Raw genomic sequence first — 20,526 nt, forward strand, 5'->3', positions numbered from 1 at the left:
CCAGCCGCCACCTGTGGCTGATGGAGCTGCCGCCGCTGTTCGGCACCCTGCCGTCCGGCGACCGCTAGCCACCTCCCGCCGGTACCGCACCGACCTCAGAAAGGGCGACGTGATCCCCGTACTCGACCTCTTCCAGCTCTCGGCCGGCCCCGACGCGGAGAGCGAACTCGGGCGACTGGCCCGCAAGTACCCCGTCATCCGCACCCGCCAGACGGGCGGGATCGAGGCGTGGACCGTGCTGAGCGCCGCCCTCACCCGGCAGTTGCTCGCCGACTCCCGCGTCTCGAACGAACTGCATCCGCACGCCGCCCACGCGGCCCAGTCCCCGGACGGCGCCACCGTACTCTTCGAGCAGGACGACCCGGACCACGCCCGCTACCGCAAGCTGGTCGGCGCCGCCTTCAACTCCCGTGCCGTGCGCGGCCTGGAGACCCGCATGGTCGACATCGCGGGGCGGCTCCTGGACCAACTGGGGGACCGTGGCACGGTCGACTTCATCGAGGCGTTCGCCAACCCCTTCCCGCTGGAGGTGATCTGCGAGTTGCTGGGCGTCCCGGTCACCGACCGGCCGGTGTTCCAGACCCGGGTGGAGAACGTTGACTCGCCCGTCCCCGCCGTCCGCAAGGCTGCGCTGACCGCCTTCCTCGCCTACTGCGGCAGCCTGGTCGAGGCCAAGCGGCGGGAACCGACCGAGGACCTGCTGAGCGAGTTGGTGATGGCCAGGTTCGACGACGGCACCGCGCTCACCGACCTCGAACTGGTCGGCTTCTGCTCGGTCCTGCTCTTCGCCGGCCACGTCACCACCGCGTACGCCATCTCCAGCACCCTGGTCGAGCTGATCGTGCACGGCGACCAACTCGCCGCGCTGCGGGCCGACCCCGCGCGGATGGCCGACGCGGCCGAGGAGGGGTTGCGCTACCGCGGCTCGCTGCTCGCCACCACCAACCGGGTGGCCACCAGCGACATCGACGTCGGCGGGGTCCGCATCCGCCGCGGCGACCTGGTGCGCTTCCTGCTGGCCGCCGCCAACCGGGACCCGGCGGTACGGGCCGACCCGAACACCTTCGACATCGACCGGGCCACCCCGACGCACCTCGCCTTCGGCCACGGCCCGCACTTCTGCCTCGGGCAGCGGCTGGCCCGCCAGGAGATCAAGGTGGCCTTGACCGAGGTCGTCTCCCGGTTCGGCACGCTGGAGCTGCCGGTGCCGGCGGACGAGCTCCGCTGGCACCCGTCGGACTCCCTCCGCGGCCTGTCGGGACTGCCACTGCGCTACGCACGCTGAGTCGCGGGGACGGCCCCGCCCACGTGGCCGCTCGGCGACGCGGGCGCGCTGCTCCCCGCGCCCGGCGGGGACACGCCCGGCCGCTGTGCCGGGTCGCGCCCGCTGGCCCACCGGGCCCCGCGCCGGCCCGCCCTGGAGCGCTACCGCTCGGGGTCGGCCGGCGTGGGCTCGGCCAGCGCGGCGGCGGTCAGGGTGAGGTGGCGGGCCAGTACGTCGGCGGCGGTGTCGGCGTCGCGGGCCAACGCCGCCGCCTCCAAGCGGCGGTGCTCCGCGACGCCGTCCCGGTCCGGGGCGCGCCGGGCCGACCAGCGCCGGGCGAGTTCGCTCGCGGTCCACATCCGATCGAAGGTCTCCAGCAGGACCGGATTGCCGCAGCCATCCAGCAGTGTGCGGTGGAAGACCCGGTGCGCCTCGGCCCAGGCGCTGCTGTAGTGCGTGCCCTCGTCGGGCAGGTACGGCGGGGTGCGCGCCAGCCGGTGGTGGGCGGCCCGCACCCGGGCCTCCCAGTCCAGGTCCCCGCGCTCGATCGACAGCCGCAGCACCACCGGCTCGACGGCCCGGCGGGCCTCCGCGATCTCCTGCCAGCGGCGGTCGGAGTGGGCGGGCACGGCGAAGCCGCGGTTCGGCAGCCGATCGGCGAGCCCTTCCCCCACCACCCGCACCAGCGCCTCGCGCACCACGGCCAGGCTCACCCCCTGCGCCTTGGCGAGCTCCTGCGGCTTGAGGGCGTCGCCCGGGGCGAAGTCGCCGCGCATGATCGCGTCCCGCAGTCGTAGGTAGACCTGCTCGGAGAGCATCTGCTTCCCCGGCACGGCGGCGTGGTCGGCTCTCTGCGTCATGCGCCACACCATAGACGATCTGGGGCATAATCGATTATTTGTTGCCTTCCTTCTTGCCTCCGACTCCCGCCCTGCTCCCGGCGCCCGCTCTTGCGCTGCGGCTCCCGCGCTCGTGTCGGGCTCCGGCCTGTTGTCCTGGGCCTACCTGGCTCCCGGCCTGGGCCTGGGTGGCGTCGCAGGAAAGGCCGCGGCCGGGAACCAACACGCTGCTCTGCGCGAACAGGTCACGCACGTAGGTGGCCGATCGCCAGGGGTGGAGCTGGCTCAGACCGTCGTACGTGAACGGAACCTCTGGCTCCAGTCGTGCATGGGCAGCGGGGGCGCCGAGGCCGACGTCGGTGGTCCCGTGTGCGCTGTTGTCTGAGCAGGCTGTGACGGGGTTCGGCACCCGAGATGGCCTGTAGGCATGCCAGGTGCCGAACCGTCACGAAAGGCGCTCTCCCATGGCGGCGGATCGGCGTTCACAATCCTTGGTGTGCCACCACTCAAAGAGGTGGATACGGATCATGTTGGCGACTGATCTCACCACATGCGGGGCCGGGGCGCCGTCGAAGAGGATGCTGTCGGAGTTGTCTCGGGGGAGACGCACCCTCCACCGCTCGCCAAACGCCAGCAGTTCCAGCACCACATCGAAGCTGCGACCTCGCGAAACAACCTCGATCTCCTGTACGTCAAGCGTCGCGGAAGAGTCGTCCAGTTGCCCCATCAAGTGGGGCAAGAGAAGGTTGCGCACTCGATGCTCGTCGTCGGTTGGCATGCGTGACTCTTAGCAGAGCGTCTCTTCTTCTGCCAACTTATTCGGCTTGTAGGCCGTAATGATGCCTTGCGGATCGATTTTGGGGTTCTTTCCGTAGTACCTGGGGTTAGTTACCACTTTGAATGCAGTGGGCGGGCACTGTATCCGAACGTCTTCGTAGATGCGTTCACCAGGCATATCTCTCGTGATGATGCCGCTCCAGATTGTACGGCTGATTTTTTTGTCAAAGGTGGCGCTCCACCGCCCCCTGGCGACCAGGTGTCGATACCCCCAGTCCTTATTTCCGCAACGCAGATAGACCTTGCCGGGGCCGCGATAATAGGTTTTCGCGATGGTCGCCTGGCTCTTGTCCTTGCAGTTGACGGCTAATGCGGCGAGTGTCTCTGACGGTTCTGTGTCAGCCGGCGCGGGCGGCAGGAGCGGCTCTTCCCCGGTCAGCCCGAGCTCCTCGGGGGTTTCGTCGCCGGACAGGACGGGGGGATCAGTACCCTCATCATCGGCGGATACTGCTATCTCAACAGCAGGCGTCTGGGCCACAGCGGGCGACACCAGTGCCGACATGCTCATTACGCTAACGAAAACAATCAACTTCAAGCGAGGTGATCTCAAAGTTTCTCCTCGTGCTTGCTTTCGGGCTCGGTCGGTTCTTTTTATTCTCTGCGCTCCGTATTGATCGACCGGAATTCCTTACTCCGGCCGAATGTGCATCCTTAGTTGGCGCGATTTGGTATGAGGCTGTGGGCAGTCGCGAATTCCCTTGCGGCGCCGGTAGGTGGACCGATCGAAGGCGGGCTGACGGACGCCGTGTAAGTCACGGTTGGTTCGGCCGGTGATCTGGTCGACGCGTTCGGGCATGGAGTGGGGGATGCCGCGTCTGCGTAGGCAAGTGCGGATCTCGCGGTCCGCGGACGACCGGGCCCGGTTCAGGGCACGTTGATCGGGCCCATCGCCTGCTTGAATCGGGTGCAGACGTCGATGTTGCCACCTGAGAGGCCGATGCCGAGCGGGCGGCCGAGTCCATCGCAGCCGAGGTCGTCTTTCGTCTCAGTCCACCTCAGGATCGCCCGAGCGTGATCACCCGCTCCCGTCCCGGCCGACTGCCCCCTTGCCCCCGCTCCCGCGCATACGACACATGGAGCCGCGGAAGCGCGAAGTCGCCGGCCTTCCCTCGGACACGGCCCCTCGGACACGGCCCCTCGGACACAGCCCCTCGGGCACGGCCCCCTCCAACGCCCCCCCGCACATGTGGGGAGCTTGCACGCAGCATTGCGCGAAGTTGTCCCCAGAATTCCTCTCGTGTACGGCCCTTTGTCGTTGTGTGAACAAGGGGATCGCCAGTCGCTCATCAGCCCGTATATGCCGACATCTGGTGTGTGACAGGTGCACGTTCATTGATGCAGGGTCAGCGCTCAGCAAGGACCTGACCGTTGTTCGTTGGCTCGGCGTCTGTCGGGCCAACTCCCCCGCAACAAAGGAGTGTCACGTGTCCAGCACCTCCCGCACCCCCCGCGCAGCCCGCTCCGCCACCGCGGTCGCCGGACGCAGAAGCCGGCGTGCCCTGGCCCTGTCGGGCGGGGCGGCCACCCTCGCCGCCGCGCTGCTCGCCACCGGCTTCACCGCCGGTACGGCCGGCACGGCCAGCGCCCAGCAGACGGAGCACGGCCCGGCGGCGACCGCCACCGCGCTCGGGCTCGACGCCCAGGAGAAGCTCGTCGTCAAGGACACGATCAAGGACGCCGACGGCACCACGCACACCCGCTACGAGCGCACCTACGCGGGCCTTCCGGTGCTCGGCGGCGACCTCGTCGTGCACCGTGCGGCGAACGGTGACGTCAGGGACGTGACCCGGGCGACGGAGGCCCGGCTCGCGGTGCCCTCGCTCCAGCCGAAGCTGGCCCCGAAGGCCGCCGCGGCGAGCGCGCTGCGCGCCGCCACCGCGGACGTCGACGACGCCGCCGCCGACCAGGCGCCGCGCAAGGTGATCTGGGCCGCGTCCGGCAAGCCCGTCCTCGCGTACGAGACCGTGATCGGCGGCGTCCAGCAGGACGGGACGCCCAGCCGGCTGCACGTGGTCACGGACGCCAACACCGGCCGGGAGCTCTACCGCCACCAGGCCATCCACAACGGCACCGGGACCAGCCAGTACAGCGGCACGGTGCCCATCGCGTCGAAGAAGCAGGGCAGCACCTACCAGCTCACCGACACCGGTCGCGGCGGCCACACCACCTACGACCTCAAGGGCGGCCAGAGCGGCAGGGGCACGGTCTTCACCGACGCCGACGACAAGTGGGGCAACGGGCTGCCGACCAACAACCAGACGGCGGCCGTCGACGCGGCCTTCGGCGCGGCCACCACCTGGGACTTCTACCTGAAGACCTTCGGCCGCAACGGCATCAAGAACGACGGCAAGGCCCCGTACAGCCGGGTGCACTACGGCCGCAACTACGTCAACGCGTTCTGGGACGACAACGCCTTCGCCATCACCTACGGCGACGGCGCGGGCAACAAGAAGCCGCTGACCTCGCTCGACGTGGCCGGCCACGAGTTCAGCCACGGCGTGACCTCGGCCACCGCCGGCCTGGAGTACAGCGGCGAGTCCGGCGGTCTCAACGAGGCGACCTCGGACATATTCGGTACCGGCGTCGAGTACAGCGCGAACAACGCCAACGACCGGGGCGACTACCTGATCGGCGAGAAGATCGACGTCAACGGGAACGGCACGCCGCTGCGTTACCAGGACAAGCCGAGCCGGGACGGCCGGTCGGCCGACTACTGGTCGCCCGGGGTGGGCAACCTCGACGTCCACTACTCCTCCGGCGTGGCCAACCACTTCTTCTTCCTGCTGTCCGAGGGCAGCGGCAAGAAGGTCATCGACGGGGTCAGCTACGACAGCCCCACCAAGGACGGGTCCACGGTCACCGGCATCGGCCGGGACAAGGCCCTGAAGATCTGGTACTCCGCACTGACCAAGTACTTCACTTCCACCACCGACTACCACGAGGCGCGTGAGGGCACCCTGAAGGCCGCCACCGACCTCTACGGCGCCGGCAGCACCGAGGTCAAGGCCGTCGACGCGGCCTGGGCCGGGGTCAACGTCAAGGGCTGACCCGGCGGGCTACCCGGGGCGGGGCCACCCGCTCCGGCGCCCGCCACCAGCGGCCCGGCCGGCCGACACCCGGCACGCACCGCAGGACCGGCCGCGCCGCACCCGCCCATACGCGAACTGCACACCGTACGAACACCGCACATCGGGCGGTGCCCAGGGTTGGTCCACCCCGGGCACCGCCCTCGTGCGTGGGGCGGCGGGTGCGCCGGCCGGTCACCGGGGCGCGGGCTCCCGCGCCCCCGCGGACCGTGGGCCGGCGCCGGTCACCGCAGGTCGACCTGGAGCACCTTGTCGATGCTGGGCTGGCCGGCACCGAAGACGTTGCTGGTGGTCAGCCACAGCGAGTTGGTGCCCGGCACCTTCTCGACGGTGCGCAGTCGCCCGTACTCGCCGGCGTAGTACGACTCGGGGGTGCCGGTCCCGGTGCTGGTCAGCGGCACCCGGTAGAGCCGCTGGCCGCGCTGGGCGCCCAGGTAGACGGCGCCGTCCGCGTACGCGAGGCCGCTCGGCGACGCGTCGCTGGTCTTCCACTGCTGCTCGGGGTTGGTCATGCCCGGGGTGGTGCACGCGCCCTCGCACACCGGCCAGCCGTAGTTCTGGCCCGGCTTGATCAGGTTGAGCTCGTCGAAGGCGTTGTTGCCGAACTCCGCCTCCCAGAGCCGGCCCTTGTTGTCCCACGTCAGGCCCTGCGGGTTGCGGTGGCCGTAGGAGTAGACGAGGGTGCCGAACGGGTTGCCAGGGGCGGGCTTGCCGTCCCGGGTCAGCCGGAGGATCTTGCCGTTCAGCGACTCCTTGTTCTGGGCGTTCGCCGAGTCGAAGGCGTCACCCGTGGTCGCGTACAGGAAGCCGTCCGGGCCGAACTGGAGCCTGCCGCCGTTGTGGAAGCGGTGCTTCTTGATGCCGGATACCAACACCTTGTAGTCGCTCAGTGTGGTGCCGTCGTACGTCATCCGCACGATGCGGTTCTCGTTCTCGGCCGAGTGCATCAGGAAGATGTGGTGGTCGCGCCGCCAGTTGGGAGAGACGGCCACGCCCATCAGGCCGCCCTCGCCGTTGGTGGTCACCACGTTGGGGACCGTGCCGACCTCGGTGCGCTTGCCTGCCCTGGTCAACTGGAAGACCTTGAACGACTCACGTTCGGTGATCAGCGCGGAGCCGTTCGGCAGCCAACTCAGCCCCCAGGGGAGGGCCCAGCCGTCGGAGACGCTGCGGACCGCGGAGGGGACGGAGTTGCCGTGGTGCCCGCCGGACAGCGCGGCGGCCGGCCCACTCTGGCCGGGAAGTTGGCCGGATGGTGCGGTGGCGCTGTGGCTTGCGGTGCTGCGGTGGGTGGCGCTCGCCGCGGTGCCGGTCGCCGCGGTGGCGGTGAGCAGCCCCGCCGTCAGCGCGGTGGTGGCGGTCAGCGCGAGCATCGTGCGCCGGCGGGTCTGCCGGGAAGTGCGGGGGGCCCTGGCCATGGAACGTTCCTCCTAGGGGGTGGGAGTTCGTGCACGGTGGCGGGGGCGGTGCGCTGCGGTGACGCGGTGCGCGAAGGACGGGAGGCGACGCCTCGGCGGTGCGGGGGCCGTCCTACGACAGGTCTGTGGTGGGGGGTGGGGGCTGCGGTGGGGCGGCTGCCGTGGGTGGCCGCCTGACGCAGCGAAGGGCAGTACGGGGAAATGTAAGGAAGGCTTCCGGAGTCGTCAACAGCTCTTGACTGTCGTCACATGGATCGCGATTCTGCAACGGGAGCCCCAACGGTCATCCGCAGGAAGTCCGTGCTCCCCAGGCGTAGTTGAGCGCAAGCGTCACCAGGGTTACCGACCCGGTCGGCACCTCGTACCGGGCCGTGCGACACCGTACGAAGGCACCATCCGATTCCTTCACACGCTGCGGTTGTCCGGTCCGGTCCGGCCCCGTCCCGGACGGGTGCACGCGACCGGGGTGCGGGCCCGTGCGGCGGACGCGAAACCAGCAACGCAGCGAAGGCCGAGCAAGCCGAGCAAGCCAACAAGGCCACAGAAGGCTGAGAAGGGCAGGTATGGCTCATGTCTGAATCCGTACAGCAGGCGGTCGAGCAGCAGGCGCGGTCCGTGGACCCCGCGGTTTCGGCGGGCGAAGGGGCGACCGGCTGGCAGACGCCTGACTACACGGTCGTCGAGACCGGGCTCGAAGTCACCGCGTACTCGCTGAACAACCGTTAGTCGGCGCCGTGCTGCTGCGGGTACTGGGAACCGCGGCGGGCGGCGGCATACCACAGTGGAACTGCGCGTGCCCCAGTTGCACCGGGGCGCGCGCTCACCCTGTCCGGCGCCGCCGTCACGCCTCGCTGGCCGTACGGGCCGCGGAGGACCGTTGGTACATCGTGAACGCGACACCCGACATCGGGGACCAGATCGAGGACTGTCCACCGCTGCTGCCCGCGCCCGGCACCCGCCGCTCCCCGGTGGCCGGAATCGTGCTGACCGACGCCGAACTCGACCACACCCTGGGCATCGCCCGACTGCGCGAGGCGGACGGCTTCGAGGTGCTGGCCACCGACGCCGTGCGCGGCGCCCTGGTGACCCGGCTCCGGCTCGATGCGATCCTCGCGCCCTACACCGACCTGCGCTGGCGCGCCCTGGCCACGGAACAGGTGGCGCTCGCAACGCCTGCCGCGCCGGCGGCCGGAGCGCCGACACCGACCGCCACCGCGGTCGAGGGCTGCCCGATCGCGGTCAGCGCCATCCCCGTATCGGGCAAGCGTCCGCGCTACGCCGCCGTGGACGCCGAGACGGCCCCGAACGCGGCCGAGCGGACCGGCCGGGCAGGCGACGACCACTGGTCCGTCGCGCTGCGGATCACCGACCGGACCTCGGGCGGCACCCTGCTGTACGCGCCGGCGGTCGCCACCTGGTCGGCAGAGCTCGCGGACGCGGCGGCCGACGCCGACTGCGTGATCGTGGACGGCACGTTCTGGGACGACGAGGAGCCGCGCCGTACCGGGATCGGTCAGCGCACCGCCACCGGCATGGGCCACCTGCCCGTCGTCGGCCCCGGCGGCACCGCCGAACGGCTGGCCGAGCTGCCCGCCCGCTGTCTGTACACCCACCTGAACAACACCAACCCGCTCGTGGACCCGGCCGCGGCCGAACACCGCCGGCTGGCCGAGTGGGGCATCGAGGTAGCCGCCGACGGGATGGTGATCGAGCTGTGAGCACTGCCGCGCCGCGGACCGGCAGCGGACCGCAACCCGTCGACGGGCAGGGAAGGGGATCGGGAGTGGGTACGGAGACCGGCGCGCCGGACGACCTGGCGGCGCGCCTTGACGGAGACCTGACCGAACGCCTGACCGGACGCCTGACCGGAGATCCGGCCGGCCCCCCGGCCGGATGCGGAGCGGCGGCCAGGGCCGCCTTCGAAGCACGGCTACGGGCCGTCGCCAGGGGCCGCTACCACGACCGGCACCCCTTCAACCTGCGCATGCACCAGGGCGAGCTCACCCCCGACGAGCTGCGCACCTGGGTCCTCAACCGCTTCCACTACCAGCGCCACATCCCGATCAAGGACGCCCTGGTGCTGTCCAAGCTGGCCACCCGCGAGCAGCGCCGGACCTGGCTGCGCCGCATCCAGGACCACGACGGCCGGGCCGAGAACGAGGGCGGTATCGAGAACTGGCTGCGGCTCGGCGAGGCCGTGGGGCTCGACCGCGCGTTGCTGCTCTCGGGCGAGGGCGTGTTGCCCGGCGTCCGGCTCGCGGTGGAGGGTTACGTCAACTTCTGCCGGCTCGGTTCGCCGCTGGAGGCGGTCGCCGCCTCGCTGACCGAACTGTCGGCCCCGGACATCATGGTCACCCGCATCGACGCCTTCGAACGCCACTACCGGTGGATCGACCCGGCCGGGCTCACCTACTTCCGCCGCCGGGAGCAGGAGGGGCGGCGGGACGGCGGGGAGGCGCTGGCCCTCGTCCTGGACTGGGCCGATGACCCCAGGGAACAGGATCGGGCGGTGGCCGCACTCGCCTTCAAGTGCGACGTGCTGTGGTCGCTGCTGGACGCGGTGGCGAACGCCGCGTCGGCCGACCCCGCCGCGGGCGACGACCTGGCGGGGCGGTGACCGTGAGCGCGCCCCGGCAGGCCACGACTGCTTCCGTGCAGCCGGCGACGGCCGGACCGGTCCACCCGACCACGGCCGGCCCCGCACACCCGGTGACGGCCGGCCCTACGCACCCGGTGACGGCCACCCCCGCGCAGCCGACGACGGCCGAGCGGCCGGGCCCCGGCGGGGAGGGCGCCGCACCGGCCACTCGCGCCGCCGGGCCGGTGATCGACACAGCCTGGCGACCCGCGCTCTCCGCTTCCGTCCTGCTGCGCCGCGACCGGGTGCGCCAGGCGGACCTGTTGGTGCTGCCCGAGCGGGTGGTGGTGCTGGCGGGCAGCGCGGCCGAGGTGCTACGGCTGTGCGACGGGCGGCGCGATGTCGCCACGCTCGTTGCGGAGTTGGCGGGACGCCACCCCGGCGCGCCGGTCGCGGATGAGGTGCCGCGCTTCCTGGCCCGGTTGCGGGACGAGGGGTGGCTGCGGTGAGCGAGACGCCCGCGCGCCCCTGGGCGCTGCTCGCCGAACTCACCCACGGCTGCCCGCTGCACTGCCCGTACTGCTCCAACCCACTCGAACTGACCCGCAGATCACGCGAGTTGAGTACGGACGACTGGCGCAGGGTGATGCGGCAGGCCGGTGACTACGGAGTGGTGCACACCCATCTGTCCGGTGGGGAGCCGTTGCTGCGCAGCGATCTGGTGGAGATCGTCACAGCCGCCGACGACGCCGGTGTCTACACCCAGCTCGTCACCAGCGGCGTGGGGCTCACCGAGGGCCGGCTCGGCACCCTGGTGGACGCCGGGTTGCGCAGCGTGCAGCTCTCGGTCCAGCACGTCGACCCCGAACGCTCGGACCGGATCGCCGGCTACCGCTCGTTCACGGCCAAGGAGCGCGCGGCCGAGCTGGTGCGGAAGACCGGGCTGCCACTCGGGGTCAACGTGGTGCTGCACCGGGACAACCTGGATGCGGTGGAGGAGATCGTGGACCTCGCCGTGGACTGGGGCGCGGAGCGGATCGAGCTCGCCAACACCCAGTTCTACGGGTGGGCCCTGCGCAACCGGGCGGCGCTGTTGCCCGCCCGGGAACAGGTGGTGCGGGCCAGCGCCGCGATCGAACGCCGGCGGGCCGAACTCGCCGGCACCATCGAGCTGGTGTGGGTGGTCCCGGACTACTTCGACGGCGTCGCCAAGCCCTGCATGGGCGGTTGGGGCGCGGTCTCGCTGACGGTCGCGCCGGACGGCACGGCGCTGCCCTGCCCGGCGGCCTCCGTACTGCCAGGGCTCGACCCGCCCAACGTCCGGGACCGGTCGCTGGCCTGGATCTGGGAGTCGTCGCCGGCGTTCCGCAGGTACCGCGGCACGGAGTGGATGTCCGAACCCTGCCGGAGCTGCGCGCACCGGGAGAGCGACTTCGGCGGCTGCCGCTGCCAGGCGTACGCGCTCACCGGAGATGCCGCGCGGACGGACCCGGCCTGTGCGCTCTCGCCCGACCACGCCCTGGTGCGCGCGGCTGCCGACGCTGCGAGTGAACCCCCAGCGGCGGCCGGACCAGCAACCCGCCCGCTGCTCCCGCTGACCGTATCCCCACCGACGCCCACCGGCTCCACCCCGCCCGAGCCGGGCCAGGCCCCGTACGTCTACCGCACCCCGGCCACCACCGGCCGCACCCGCCCACCCGCATCGGCCACCCCGCAGGGCCCGACCACCCGGCAAGCTCCGGCCACCCCGCAGGGTTCGCCGACCTCCCAGAGTTCGCCCGCCCCGCAAGGCCCAGCCGCTCCCCACCCCGCCGAACCCGGCGCGCCGCACGGGCCGGCGGCCGAGCCACCCACCGACGCGAACCCCTGACGGCCCCGGGTCGGGCCCGGGTGGCGTCGCGTGGGCCGTCGTCCGGGCCCTCAGGCGGGCAGCGACGGGTCGACCACGAAACTGATCTCGATGACCTGGCCGGGGAAGGTGAGCGCGGCGACGCCGACGACCGTGCTGACCGGTCGGTGCGCGCCGAAGTAACCCCGGTTCCCGTCCGCCGTCGCCTGTGCGTGCCGGGGCAGGTCCACCACGTACAGCGTCTGCGAGACGATCTGGTTGCGGGTGACGCCGTAGTGGGCCAAGATCCGGTCGAAGTTGGCGTACGTCAGGCGCAGTTGGGCCGTGAAGTCGTCGGGGCAGCGGAATTCGCCCGCCTCGTCCAGGGCGAGTTGGCCCGAGACGTGGATCAGCCCGCCGGACCTGATGGCCTGTGCGTAGCCGAAGTCGGCCTCGGCCGGGACCTGGTGCTGGAAGACGTCCGATGCGGACACGGTCATGTGGTTCTCCCTCGGTGATGATCTTCGGTGGGGCGCTGCGGCACGGGTCCGGCCCAAGTGGCCGACGGCCCGCGAGAGGCCCGGCGGCACCGGCGGCTGCGATGGGCCAGGCCCCTGGCTCCGCCGTCGAGAGCGCGCCCCGTGCTCTCTTGCGGATACTCAGGAACCGTAGGAGAGTCACCGCCGTACGGGAAGAACGCACTTATCGGTGACGGAGGTACCTCATGGTGACCAAGGAGCTCAAGGGTCAGCCGGACAACGCTGATCTCAGGCGGGTGGACTCGATGGCGCGGGAGATCTTCTCGGACGTCGCCAACAAGTGGGCGTTTCTGATCATCGAGGCACTGGGCGATGACACCCGGCGCTTCAGCGAGTTGCGCAACGAGGTCGAGGGCATCAGCCACAAGATGCTCACCCAGAACCTGCGCATGTTGGAGCGCAACGGCCTGGCGACCCGCACCGTCCACCCCACCGTCCCGCCGCGCGTCGAGTACGCCCTCACCGAACCCGGCCGGGCGCTGCGCGCCACCGTCGACGGCATCTGCGGCTGGACCCGCCAGTACCTCGACCACATCGAAGCCGCCAGGGAGCACTTCGACGGGTGACCGGCGGGCGTCCCCCGCCGCCCGCCACGGAAGACGGCCGCCGGCCACGGAAATCGGCTGTCGCCGACCGCACTCGCGACGTAATATCTGCTTCCGTAAGACGCCTATTACGGGTCGCGGTGGCGGTCCGTCCCCCGGGAGGGTCGATGGTCGCCGACACCGTGCGTACGTGGGCGAAGGGCTGGGCCGTCTCGCGTCGCTGTCCGGCGCCGGTCGCCAAGCCCTGGGGGCTGTACATCGAGGTGGTCGGCAGTGCCCGGGAGGTGGGGCGACACCTCCTGCCCGAGGTGGACGTGTCGCTGGTCCGCGCCGCGGCACTGTCGGTGACCGAGCCGCGGACCTGGCTGAAGATGCCCGCCGAACCCGAACGCATCGAACCCTGGCTGCCGGCGGGTTGGGCGGTGGTGTGGGAGGGCACCGGGCATCTGATGGTCACGGACCTGGCGCCGTCGGAGCAGCCGCCGCCCGCGGGTTACACCGCAGAGGTGGAGGTCGTCGGCGACGTGATCGTCGTACGGGCGCGGGACGCGGCCGGTGAGCGGGCCGCCCAGGGGCAGATCGCGCTGGTCGGGGAGGCCGCGATCGCCGACCAGGTCGTCACCGATGAGGCCCATCGGCGGCGCGGCCTCGGCCACTTCGTGATGCGCACGCTCGCCAGCCAGGCCCTGGAGCGCGGCGCTCACCTCGGAGTCCTCGGCGCCACTGACGACGGGCGCGCGCTCTACGAGACGTTGGGTTGGAAGAAGCACGCCACGCTGGCGGAGTGCGCGTACCGCGCCCAGGGGTAGGGCGTACGGCGTGCAGGGTCGGGGCTCGTGCGGCATACGGGGTTGACGCTCCCACCGGCTACGGAGCGGATGCGCCTGTCGCGTACGGGGGTGGTGCGCGGGGGCACCCGCTGCCCCGCTGCTCACCGGGCCGGTTGTCTCGGCGGGCAGCGGTCGTGCTCCGGCCGGGGTCGTAGGTGCAGTCTTCGGTCGGGCGTTCGCCGGCTTGGCAGCAGGGGCCTGGATGCGGGTTCCCGGGAAGGTGTGTGCAGGCCGGGAGGGTCGCTGCGAGCGGCGCGGAGGTCGAGGTGCCCTGGTGTCGGGGGCGGGCGGGTTGGCTGGTGTCTCGCCCTCCGGGCGCCAGCCGGTGCAGGTCAACCCGGTGCTCAACAGGTCACTGCCCAAAGGGCGTTGACCGCGGGCAGGCCACGAACAAGGCTGGTTCAACGTTAAACCAAAATGGTCCATGCTGGGCGATGAGCCGACGACCCACCGGGTGTCGGCGGCACACCCACTCCCATGCCAGGAGATGAACCAGCATGAGCCAGAACCTTCCGCTGCGCCTGCACCACCACGCGTGGATCACCGAGGACCAGGAAGCCAACCGCCGCTTCTACGAGGAGGTGATTGGCCTGCCGCTGGTCGCCACCTGGAGCGAGCGCGACGTGCTCTTCGGCGCCGAGCGCTCGTACTGCCACACCTTCTACGGACTCGCCGACGGCGGTGCGCTCGCCTTCTTCCAGTTCGCCGACCCCAAGGACACCGCGGAGTACAAGACCCAGATCAACTTCACCCCCTTCCGGCACATCGCCTTCAAGGTCGAGCAGGACGTGCAGGACGCCATCGGCGAGCGCATCGCCGCAGCCGGCATCGCGGAGCCCGACACCTTCGTCATGGACCACGGCTTCTGCGTCTCGCTGTACGTCACCGACCCCAACGGGCTGATGCTGGAGTTCGCCGTCGACCACCCCGACGCGGACGCCATCAACGCCACGCGCCGCGAGACCGCCCACGCCGACCTCGCCCGCTGGCTCGGCGGTGACCACGCGAGCAACAACGACTGGCGCTGACCCCGGCCCGGGTGTCCGGGGCGGCGGTGCGGGGCCGGCCGTAGACCCACCCCCTGGGCGACGGCCGACCCCGCTGCCTACCGGTCCAACGCCCCGCCCAATGAGGCGAGTTGACGGACCATCGGCTGCGCCATCGTACTGCTGGCCCGGATGTGGGTCAGGCCGCTGGTCGGTCGGCCAGGAAGGCGCGGACCCGCTCGTTGACCTCGTCGGGCCGCTCGATGAACGGGAAGTGGCCCGCCCCCTTGAGCAGCAGCCCGTCCGACCCGGCCGGCAGCGCGGCGACGATCTCGGTCAGGGACTCCTCGGTGACGCTGGGGTCCTCGGTGCCGTGCAGGTACAGCGTGGGCTGGGTGGGGAGTTCGGAGAGTAGGGCGCCGCCCTCCCAACGGTCGGTGCCGAAGGTGTCCACCGGGAAGTTCTGCCGGTAGAGCTCAAGCGCCAGCCGCAGCCTCGCGGGCTCGCGCACGGTGTCCTTGCCGGCCTCGATGTCCTCGGTGAGGTCGACACCGGGCACGTTGCCGCTCCAGTAGTCCCAGAGCCACTCCAGATAGGCGAAGTCGTCCTGCGGCACGATCTGTTCGGCCACCGCCATCTGGAAGAAGAAGAAATGGCCCAGCTTGTGGATCATCGCCGGGTCGAGCGGCCGGAGGAAGCGCAGCGGCGGAATGGTCGCCACCACCGCCTTCGACCAGCGCTCCGGTGCCTGGTTGAGGGCGCCCCAGGTGGCGTACGCGCCCCAGTCGCTGCCGATGATCACCGCGTTCGCGTCGCCGCCCAGCGCCTCGTGCAGCGCGTTGGCGTCGGTGGCGAGGTCGGCCACGGTCATGCTGCCGTCCGCGGGGAGCCCGGTGGGGGCGAAGGCGCGGAGCGACGGGGCCACGGCCCGGTATCCCGCATCGGCGAGGACCGGTATCAGGTGGCGGTAGATGCGCGGCGTCTCGACCATGCCGTGTAACAGGAGGGCCAGCGGGCCGTCGCCCTGCTCGACGTACGAGAAGTCGATCCCGTTGGCGGTGATGCGGTGGTGACGCATGACGCCAGCCTTTCGTTGAGAGAGGAGTGGAACGAACGTTCCAGCGTGAGCATACACACTTCCTGGAATGAACGTTCCACCGATAGGCTGGGCGCATGGTTGCAACACTGGGCACACGGGCGCGCATCCTGGACGTGGCCTCGCGGCTGATGATGCGGCAGGGTTACGAGGGCACCGCGATCAAGCAGATCGCCACCGAGGCACAGGTCGCGCTCAGCTCCGTCTACCACTTCTTCCCCGGCGGCAAGCAGGGGCTGGCCACCGAGGCGGTGCGGCACGCGGACGAGCACTTCGCGCAGATGCTCCAGGACGCGCTAGCCAGCAAGGATGACCCGGCTGAAGCGGTGGTCGCGCTGGCCTGGGTGGTGGCCGAGTACCTGCGCGACTCCGACTGGCAGGACGGCTGCCCCATCACGGCCACCGCGCTGGAGACGGTGGGCCGGATTCCGGAGATCCAGCAGGCCGTCGAGGTGGCGTTCGAGCGGTGGCGTGGGTTGGTCGCGGACAAGCTGCGCCGGTCGGGCTTCGCCGAGGCCGACGCCCAGGAGTTGGCGCACACGGTGATCAACACCCTGGAGGGCGCCGAACTCTCCGCCCAGGTCTCCCGTACGCCCGAGCCGATGGAGATCGCCGGCCGGCACCTGGCCCGGTTGATCAACTCGTACCGCTAGCGGGCCGGAGCGGGGCGGGCTGCGTCGGGTCGGGGTGGTCCGGGTGTCCGATCGGGCTGGGCTGCCGTGGGGTGGCGCGGGTCGGCCTGGTGGGGCTGGCGTGAGCGGGTTGGGCGGGGTCGGGCAGGGTTGGACAGGCTGGTACGGCTGGCGGCTGGTGTCCCGAAGTGGAGGCCGGCTGGTTGCCCCGGTGTGACGGCTTCATGCGAAGCACCCCAACACGGCCATGCGGGGCGCGAGTTGAGGTGCTATCGGGTCGAGCGGTCCGTGGTCAGGGCGCGGCGGGTGACCCCGTGATTTGCTCGGGAGGACAGGGCGGCAGGTCGGCCGCGTCCAGCAGGCTGTGGACGGGGCCGAGCGTGGGTTGGGTCGCCGGGTCGAGCTCGTCGACCATGACGCTGCACCCCACCCAGGTGGCCCCGCACTCCTCGACGATGTCCTTGACCGTGACGGCCTGGCTGCCGGTCTCGATCCAGTCGTCGACCATCAGCACCCGATCGGTCGGGCCGAGGGCGGAACGCTGGAGGTGCAGCCGGTGGCGGAGGTTGCGGTAGTCGGGCCCGGTCTCGCGGACGAGCTTCTCGCCGGGGAAGAGGCCACCGTCCTTGCGCACCGGGACGAAGCCCACCCCGAGCGCCACGGCGACCGCGCCACCTAGCAGGAAGCCGCGGGACTCCACCCCACACACGGCTGTGACCTGCGCGTCCCGGAACGGTTCGGCGAGGCCGGCCACGATGCCGGCCAGCGCCTGCGCGTCCCGGAACACCCCCCAGACGTCGACATGCCCATCGATCCAACGAACATACTCAAGGGTGAGATCACGCGCGGCGGTGGTCATACCGGGAGTGTTCAGTGACCGCGGGCGCGGAGCAAGTCAATTTCTGCGGGTGTCCCGCCGCGCCCCCACGACCGTCCGTGCCGTGCCCCCACCACGTCCCCTGCGCGCCCCCGCCCCGTCTCCGACGCGTTCCCGATCGCCCTCCACGGACCGTGGCAAGGGTGCTGCGGGGCGTGCGGGCCGGGCGCGCCGACTCCCGGCGACGTGCCCGGCCCGCACACCCGCGGCGCTACGCTACGCCTCGCCGCCGCCGGATGCGCCCTCGCCGTCGCGCTCGTAGACGATGCGCCCGTCAAAGACGGTGAGGTCGATCGGCAGATCGGGGATGTCGTGCGGATCGGCGGCGCGCAGATCGCCCCCGATGACGCACAGGTCGGCGGCCTTGCCCGGCTCGATGGTGCCCTTCCACTCCTCGGCGAAGTCCTGCCTGGCCGCGTTGACGGTGTACGCGCGCAGCGCGGTCTCCAGGGAAACGCGCTGGTCAGGACCGCTGACGCGGCCGGTGGCCTTGGACTCGCGCAGCAGCATGGCGGCAATGCCCTGACGCCAGTTGGGCTGGGTGATCGGGGCGTCGGAGCCGACGCACACGGCGATGCCGGCCTCGGCGGCCGACCGCACCGGCCACTGGTAGTCCGACCTGGCGCTGCCCACGATGTCGTCCATCAGGTCGGCGATGGTCCACTTGATGGCGGGGTTCATGTTGATTCCGTAGCCGTGCTCGGCCAGCTTCGCCAGGCTCTGCGGTGAGGCGAAGTCGCCGTGGATGACGTAGTGCCTGGCGTCCGGGCGCGGATGTGCCGCGTTCGCCGCCGCGAACGCGTCGACCACCGCGTCGATCGCCCGGTCGCCGGTCACGTGCACGCCGAGTTGGTACCCGGCCGCGTGCGCGACCCGGATCATCTCGGCCAACTCGGCCTCCTTCAGCCCGGCGTCGGCGCCGTGCACGCACAGCGCCCCGTGGCCACCGCCGGTGTACGGCTCGTGCATCCACGCCGTCTCGTTCGGCGGCACGCCGTCCGCGAACACCTTGATGCCGATGATGGCCAGCCTCCGGGCGTCCACCTCATCGGGCACGGCGAGCCCGCGCAGCCCCGAGGTCACCTCGGCCGCCGAGCCGCCCATCGGGGCCGGCAGCAGCAACACCCGTACCCGTGACTCCAGTTCACCTGCGGTGGCCAGCTCCACATAGGCGTCCAGGGTGCCGGTGTCCAGACCGCCACCGAGGATCTCGGCGCCGCCCGGGCCGAGCCCCGGCTCGGTGTAGCTGGTGATGCCCTCGGCGTGCAGCGCCGCCACCGCCGACCGGATCGCCGCCTTCCGCTCGGCGACCGTCGCCGGCGGCACCAGCCCCTGCACGAGCGCCTGGGCGGTCTCCTTGAGGATGCCGGTGGGCTCGCCCGCGGCGTCGGTCTCGATCACCCCGCCCGAGGGCGACTCGGTGCCGCGGGTGATCCCCGCCAGCTCCAGGGCCTTGGAGTTGACCCAGACCATGTGGCCGGAGAAGTCGGTCAGGCAGACCGGGTGGTCGGGTGCCGCGGCGTCCAGGTCGGCGCGGCGCGGCCGGCGCTCCGGGTCGGCCAGGCACTCCGCCAGATAGCCGTTGTCCCAGCCGAGGCCGGTGATCCAGGCCCCGGCGGGCGTCTGGGCCGCGGCCTGGCGCACCGCGTCGGCGATGTCGCTGATCGAGCGCACGGCCGGGTGGCTGATGTCCAGTGCGAACGGCGGGCTGGTGAGGGCCCAGGCCGCGGCGTGCAGGTGGGAGTCGTTGATCCCCGGCAGCACGGTCCGCCCGGCCAACTCGACCACCCGGGTCGTCGGCCCGGCGTACGCCGCGATCTCCGCGGCGCTGCCCACGGCGAGGATGCGGCGGTCGCGCACGGCGACCGCCTGGGCGACGGTGAACGCGGCGTCGATCGTCAGCACGTCGCCGCCGGTCAGGATGAGGTCCGCTGTCTCCGGCATCGGTGGCCCTTCTGGCTGTGAACGGTGGGGGAGTGGGGGTGCGCCCGGCGGGAACGGGGCACGGGTGGCGGGTGGTTCGGCAGTTCGGTCGGGCCCGCAGGGTGGCCGAGCGGCGCGGCGTACGGCAGGAGCGGCCCGCCGGCCGTGGTGCAGGTCAGCGAGGTGGCGTACGGGCGGCGGAGGCCGCGTAAGAGAGGGGGTCGGGGTCGGCAGTCGCAGTGGATCACAGGTCGAGCACCCGGCGCAGCCAGGACAGCCGGCTCGCCAGCGCGGCCCGGGTCACCTCGTGGTCCGGTGCGAAGACGTCGAAGCCGTGGAAGGCGCCCTGCCAGATGTGGAGTTCGGCCTGGCCGCCGGCGGCCCAGATGCGGGAGGCGTACGCCACGTCCTCGTCTCGGAACAGTTCGGCGCTGCCGGCCTCGATGAAGGCAGGCGGCAGGCCCGAGAGGTCGCGGGCGCGGGCGGGCGCCGCGTACGGCGAGAGTTCCGCGTCCAGGTCGCCGGCCTGCTCGCCGAGGAGCGCCTGCCAGGCGACGACGTTGATCGCCCGCTGCCAGGTGCCGCTGCCGTCGAACTGGTGGCTGGAGACGGTGGTGTTGGTGTCGTCCAGCATCGGGCACAGCAGCAACTGGCCGGCCAGGCGCGGGCCGTTGCGGTCGCGGGACAGCAGTGCGAGGCCGGCCGCCAGCCCACCGCCGGCGCTGCCGCCCATGACGAGCACGCGGTCCGGGTCGACGCCGAGTTCGGCGGCGTGCTCGGCGAACCAGCAGAGCCCCGCGTAGCAGTCTTCGACCGGCGCCGGATCGGGGTGCTCGGGGGCGAGCCGGTACTCCACGCTGACCGCGACCACGCCGAGCGCTTCGACCAGGTCGGCCAGGCGCGGCAGGTCCTGGTGCCGGTTGCCGCTGATCATGCCCCCGCCGTGCATGTTGTACAGGCCGGGGACGGGCGCGCTCAGACCGCGCGGGCGCAGCACGGTGAGGGCGACCTCGGGCGCGCCGGCCGGGCCGGGAACGGTGTGTTCGACGGCCTCGATCGCCCGCTCGCCGATGACCTCGGCGGCCGACGGGGTGGGGAAGAACGCGGTGGCCGCGCGCATCGCGGGGATGCCCGCCAGCGAGGGGGCCGGGCCGTCGTCGCGCGGCAGGGCGTCCAGCACCGCGCGCAGGGCCGGGTCGAAGGGTACGGGGACGACGCGCATGGTTCTCCCTCGGAGGTGGGCGGGGC

At 71.5% G+C, this 20,526-nt stretch carries 19 protein-coding genes and 1 pseudogene; 11 read left to right on the forward strand and 9 right to left on the reverse strand.

Features of this window, described 5'->3' with window-relative positions; translation table 11 throughout:
• Window positions 1–109: 109 nt before the first annotated feature.
• Window positions 110–1,285, forward strand: a complete 1,176-nt coding sequence (locus ACMA1D_RS17050; RefSeq protein WP_414724834.1) for a cytochrome P450 — start codon at window positions 110–112, stop codon at window positions 1,283–1,285.
• 140 nt (window positions 1,286–1,425) lie between these two features.
• Here the strand turns inward: ACMA1D_RS17050 and ACMA1D_RS17055 are convergent, their stop codons facing one another.
• The 3 genes from ACMA1D_RS17055 to ACMA1D_RS17065 all read right to left on the reverse strand — a co-directional run bounded on the left by ACMA1D_RS17055 (window position 1,426) and on the right by ACMA1D_RS17065 (window position 3,442).
• Window positions 1,426–2,124, reverse strand: a complete 699-nt coding sequence (locus ACMA1D_RS17055) for a GntR family transcriptional regulator (RefSeq protein ID WP_414724835.1) — start codon at window positions 2,122–2,124, stop codon at window positions 1,426–1,428.
• Window positions 2,125–2,548: 424 nt separating this feature from the next.
• Window positions 2,549–2,881 carry a hypothetical protein gene (locus tag ACMA1D_RS17060; RefSeq protein ID WP_414724836.1) on the reverse strand — a complete coding sequence of 111 codons (333 nt, stop codon included), beginning with the start codon at window positions 2,879–2,881 and terminating at the stop codon, window positions 2,549–2,551.
• A gap of 9 nt (window positions 2,882–2,890) precedes the next feature.
• Window positions 2,891–3,442 carry a hypothetical protein gene (locus tag ACMA1D_RS17065; protein ID WP_414724837.1) on the reverse strand — a complete coding sequence of 184 codons (552 nt, stop codon included), beginning with the start codon at window positions 3,440–3,442 and terminating at the stop codon, window positions 2,891–2,893.
• A 922-nt stretch (window positions 3,443–4,364) separates the two neighbouring features.
• Between ACMA1D_RS17065 and ACMA1D_RS17070 the strand changes: the two genes are divergently transcribed.
• On the forward strand, window positions 4,365–5,987 hold the full coding sequence (locus ACMA1D_RS17070) for a M4 family metallopeptidase (RefSeq protein WP_414724838.1): 1,623 nt from the start codon (window positions 4,365–4,367) through the stop codon (window positions 5,985–5,987).
• Between the two features lie 263 nt (window positions 5,988–6,250).
• Here ACMA1D_RS17070 and ACMA1D_RS17075 read toward each other — a convergent pair whose 3' ends face one another.
• Window positions 6,251–7,444, reverse strand: coding sequence for a PQQ-dependent sugar dehydrogenase (locus ACMA1D_RS17075; protein ID WP_414724839.1), 1,194 nt, complete (start codon window positions 7,442–7,444; stop codon window positions 6,251–6,253).
• 570 nt (window positions 7,445–8,014) lie between these two features.
• Here ACMA1D_RS17075 and pqqA point away from each other — a divergent pair.
• The 5 genes and pseudogenes from pqqA to pqqE form a co-directional block, all read left to right on the forward strand.
• Window positions 8,015–8,170, forward strand: coding sequence for a pyrroloquinoline quinone precursor peptide PqqA (gene pqqA / locus ACMA1D_RS17080; protein WP_414724840.1), 156 nt, complete (start codon window positions 8,015–8,017; stop codon window positions 8,168–8,170).
• Window positions 8,171–8,178: 8 nt separating this feature from the next.
• Window positions 8,179–9,162: a pyrroloquinoline quinone biosynthesis protein PqqB gene (gene pqqB, locus ACMA1D_RS17085; protein WP_414724841.1), complete on the forward strand. Its 984-nt coding sequence runs from the start codon at window positions 8,179–8,181 to the stop codon at window positions 9,160–9,162.
• 143 nt (window positions 9,163–9,305) lie between these two features.
• Complete coding sequence (gene pqqC / locus ACMA1D_RS17090) at window positions 9,306–10,061, forward strand: pyrroloquinoline-quinone synthase PqqC (RefSeq protein WP_414724948.1); 756 nt, start codon at window positions 9,306–9,308, stop codon at window positions 10,059–10,061.
• A 2-nt stretch (window positions 10,062–10,063) separates the two neighbouring features.
• Complete coding sequence (pqqD, locus tag ACMA1D_RS17095) at window positions 10,064–10,531, forward strand: pyrroloquinoline quinone biosynthesis peptide chaperone PqqD (RefSeq protein WP_414724842.1); 468 nt, start codon at window positions 10,064–10,066, stop codon at window positions 10,529–10,531.
• Window positions 10,519–11,589: pseudogene (gene pqqE, locus ACMA1D_RS17100) on the forward strand (pyrroloquinoline quinone biosynthesis protein PqqE); the annotation flags it as partial. The gene pqqD and the pseudogene pqqE, both read left to right, overlap by 13 nt.
• 353 nt (window positions 11,590–11,942) lie before the next feature.
• Here pqqE and ACMA1D_RS17105 read toward each other — a convergent pair.
• Window positions 11,943–12,344: a RidA family protein gene (locus ACMA1D_RS17105; protein ID WP_414724949.1), complete on the reverse strand. Its 402-nt coding sequence runs from the start codon at window positions 12,342–12,344 to the stop codon at window positions 11,943–11,945.
• A gap of 230 nt (window positions 12,345–12,574) precedes the next feature.
• Here ACMA1D_RS17105 and ACMA1D_RS17110 point away from each other — a divergent pair, with 230 nt between their 5' ends.
• The 3 genes from ACMA1D_RS17110 to ACMA1D_RS17120 all read left to right on the forward strand — a co-directional run bounded on the left by ACMA1D_RS17110 (window position 12,575) and on the right by ACMA1D_RS17120 (window position 14,792).
• The gene (locus tag ACMA1D_RS17110; protein WP_414724843.1) at window positions 12,575–12,955 is read left to right on the forward strand and encodes a winged helix-turn-helix transcriptional regulator; all 381 of its coding nucleotides are present in this window, start codon (window positions 12,575–12,577) and stop codon (window positions 12,953–12,955) included.
• Between the two features lie 146 nt (window positions 12,956–13,101).
• Window positions 13,102–13,743: a GNAT family N-acetyltransferase gene (locus ACMA1D_RS17115; protein WP_414724844.1), complete on the forward strand. Its 642-nt coding sequence runs from the start codon at window positions 13,102–13,104 to the stop codon at window positions 13,741–13,743.
• Between the two features lie 518 nt (window positions 13,744–14,261).
• Window positions 14,262–14,792: a VOC family protein gene (locus tag ACMA1D_RS17120; protein ID WP_414724845.1), complete on the forward strand. Its 531-nt coding sequence runs from the start codon at window positions 14,262–14,264 to the stop codon at window positions 14,790–14,792.
• Window positions 14,793–14,949: 157 nt separating this feature from the next.
• On the opposite strand, the gene ACMA1D_RS17125 is transcribed toward ACMA1D_RS17120, so the two are convergent.
• Window positions 14,950–15,828 carry an alpha/beta fold hydrolase gene (locus ACMA1D_RS17125; RefSeq protein ID WP_414724846.1) on the reverse strand — a complete coding sequence of 293 codons (879 nt, stop codon included), beginning with the start codon at window positions 15,826–15,828 and terminating at the stop codon, window positions 14,950–14,952.
• Window positions 15,829–15,923: 95 nt separating this feature from the next.
• Here ACMA1D_RS17125 and ACMA1D_RS17130 point away from each other — a divergent pair, with 95 nt between their 5' ends.
• Window positions 15,924–16,499, forward strand: a complete 576-nt coding sequence (locus ACMA1D_RS17130; protein ID WP_414724847.1) for a TetR/AcrR family transcriptional regulator — start codon at window positions 15,924–15,926, stop codon at window positions 16,497–16,499.
• A 271-nt stretch (window positions 16,500–16,770) separates the two neighbouring features.
• On the opposite strand, the gene ACMA1D_RS17135 is transcribed toward ACMA1D_RS17130, so the two are convergent.
• From ACMA1D_RS17135 to ACMA1D_RS17145, 3 genes are all read right to left on the reverse strand, one after another.
• A complete protein-coding gene (locus ACMA1D_RS17135; protein WP_414724848.1) occupies window positions 16,771–17,337 on the reverse strand; it encodes a phosphoribosyltransferase family protein in 567 nt (188 codons plus the stop codon).
• 234 nt (window positions 17,338–17,571) lie between these two features.
• Window positions 17,572–19,299: an amidohydrolase gene (locus ACMA1D_RS17140; RefSeq protein ID WP_414724849.1), complete on the reverse strand. Its 1,728-nt coding sequence runs from the start codon at window positions 19,297–19,299 to the stop codon at window positions 17,572–17,574.
• Between the two features lie 223 nt (window positions 19,300–19,522).
• Window positions 19,523–20,500, reverse strand: coding sequence for an alpha/beta hydrolase (locus tag ACMA1D_RS17145; RefSeq protein ID WP_414724850.1), 978 nt, complete (start codon window positions 20,498–20,500; stop codon window positions 19,523–19,525).
• Window positions 20,501–20,526 lie beyond the last annotated feature (26 nt).

Source organism: Streptomyces sp. 796.1 (assembly GCF_047525675.1).
In the GTDB taxonomy this organism is placed as follows: Bacteria; Actinomycetota; Actinomycetes; order Streptomycetales; family Streptomycetaceae; genus Streptomyces.

What these genes read in the sequence shown, in the direction of transcription:
- ACMA1D_RS17140 (WP_414724849.1), bottom strand. Translation starts at nt 19,299, where the DNA reads ATGCCGGAGACAGCGGACCTCATCCTGACCGGCGGCGACGTGCTGACG.
- ACMA1D_RS17115 (WP_414724844.1), top strand. Translation starts at nt 13,102, where the DNA reads ATGGTCGCCGACACCGTGCGTACGTGGGCGAAGGGCTGGGCCGTCTCG.
- ACMA1D_RS17055 (WP_414724835.1), bottom strand. Translation starts at nt 2,124, where the DNA reads ATGACGCAGAGAGCCGACCACGCCGCCGTGCCGGGGAAGCAGATGCTC.
- ACMA1D_RS17110 (WP_414724843.1), top strand. Translation starts at nt 12,575, where the DNA reads ATGGTGACCAAGGAGCTCAAGGGTCAGCCGGACAACGCTGATCTCAGG.
- ACMA1D_RS17125 (WP_414724846.1), bottom strand. Translation starts at nt 15,828, where the DNA reads ATGCGTCACCACCGCATCACCGCCAACGGGATCGACTTCTCGTACGTC.
- ACMA1D_RS17120 (WP_414724845.1), top strand. Translation starts at nt 14,262, where the DNA reads ATGAGCCAGAACCTTCCGCTGCGCCTGCACCACCACGCGTGGATCACC.
- pqqA (WP_414724840.1), top strand. Translation starts at nt 8,015, where the DNA reads ATGTCTGAATCCGTACAGCAGGCGGTCGAGCAGCAGGCGCGGTCCGTG.
- ACMA1D_RS17065 (WP_414724837.1), bottom strand. Translation starts at nt 3,442, where the DNA reads ATGTCGGCACTGGTGTCGCCCGCTGTGGCCCAGACGCCTGCTGTTGAG.
- ACMA1D_RS17075 (WP_414724839.1), bottom strand. Translation starts at nt 7,444, where the DNA reads ATGGCCAGGGCCCCCCGCACTTCCCGGCAGACCCGCCGGCGCACGATG.
- ACMA1D_RS17135 (WP_414724848.1), bottom strand. Translation starts at nt 17,337, where the DNA reads ATGACCACCGCCGCGCGTGATCTCACCCTTGAGTATGTTCGTTGGATC.
- ACMA1D_RS17130 (WP_414724847.1), top strand. Translation starts at nt 15,924, where the DNA reads ATGGTTGCAACACTGGGCACACGGGCGCGCATCCTGGACGTGGCCTCG.
- ACMA1D_RS17145 (WP_414724850.1), bottom strand. Translation starts at nt 20,500, where the DNA reads ATGCGCGTCGTCCCCGTACCCTTCGACCCGGCCCTGCGCGCGGTGCTG.
- ACMA1D_RS17060 (WP_414724836.1), bottom strand. Translation starts at nt 2,881, where the DNA reads ATGCCAACCGACGACGAGCATCGAGTGCGCAACCTTCTCTTGCCCCAC.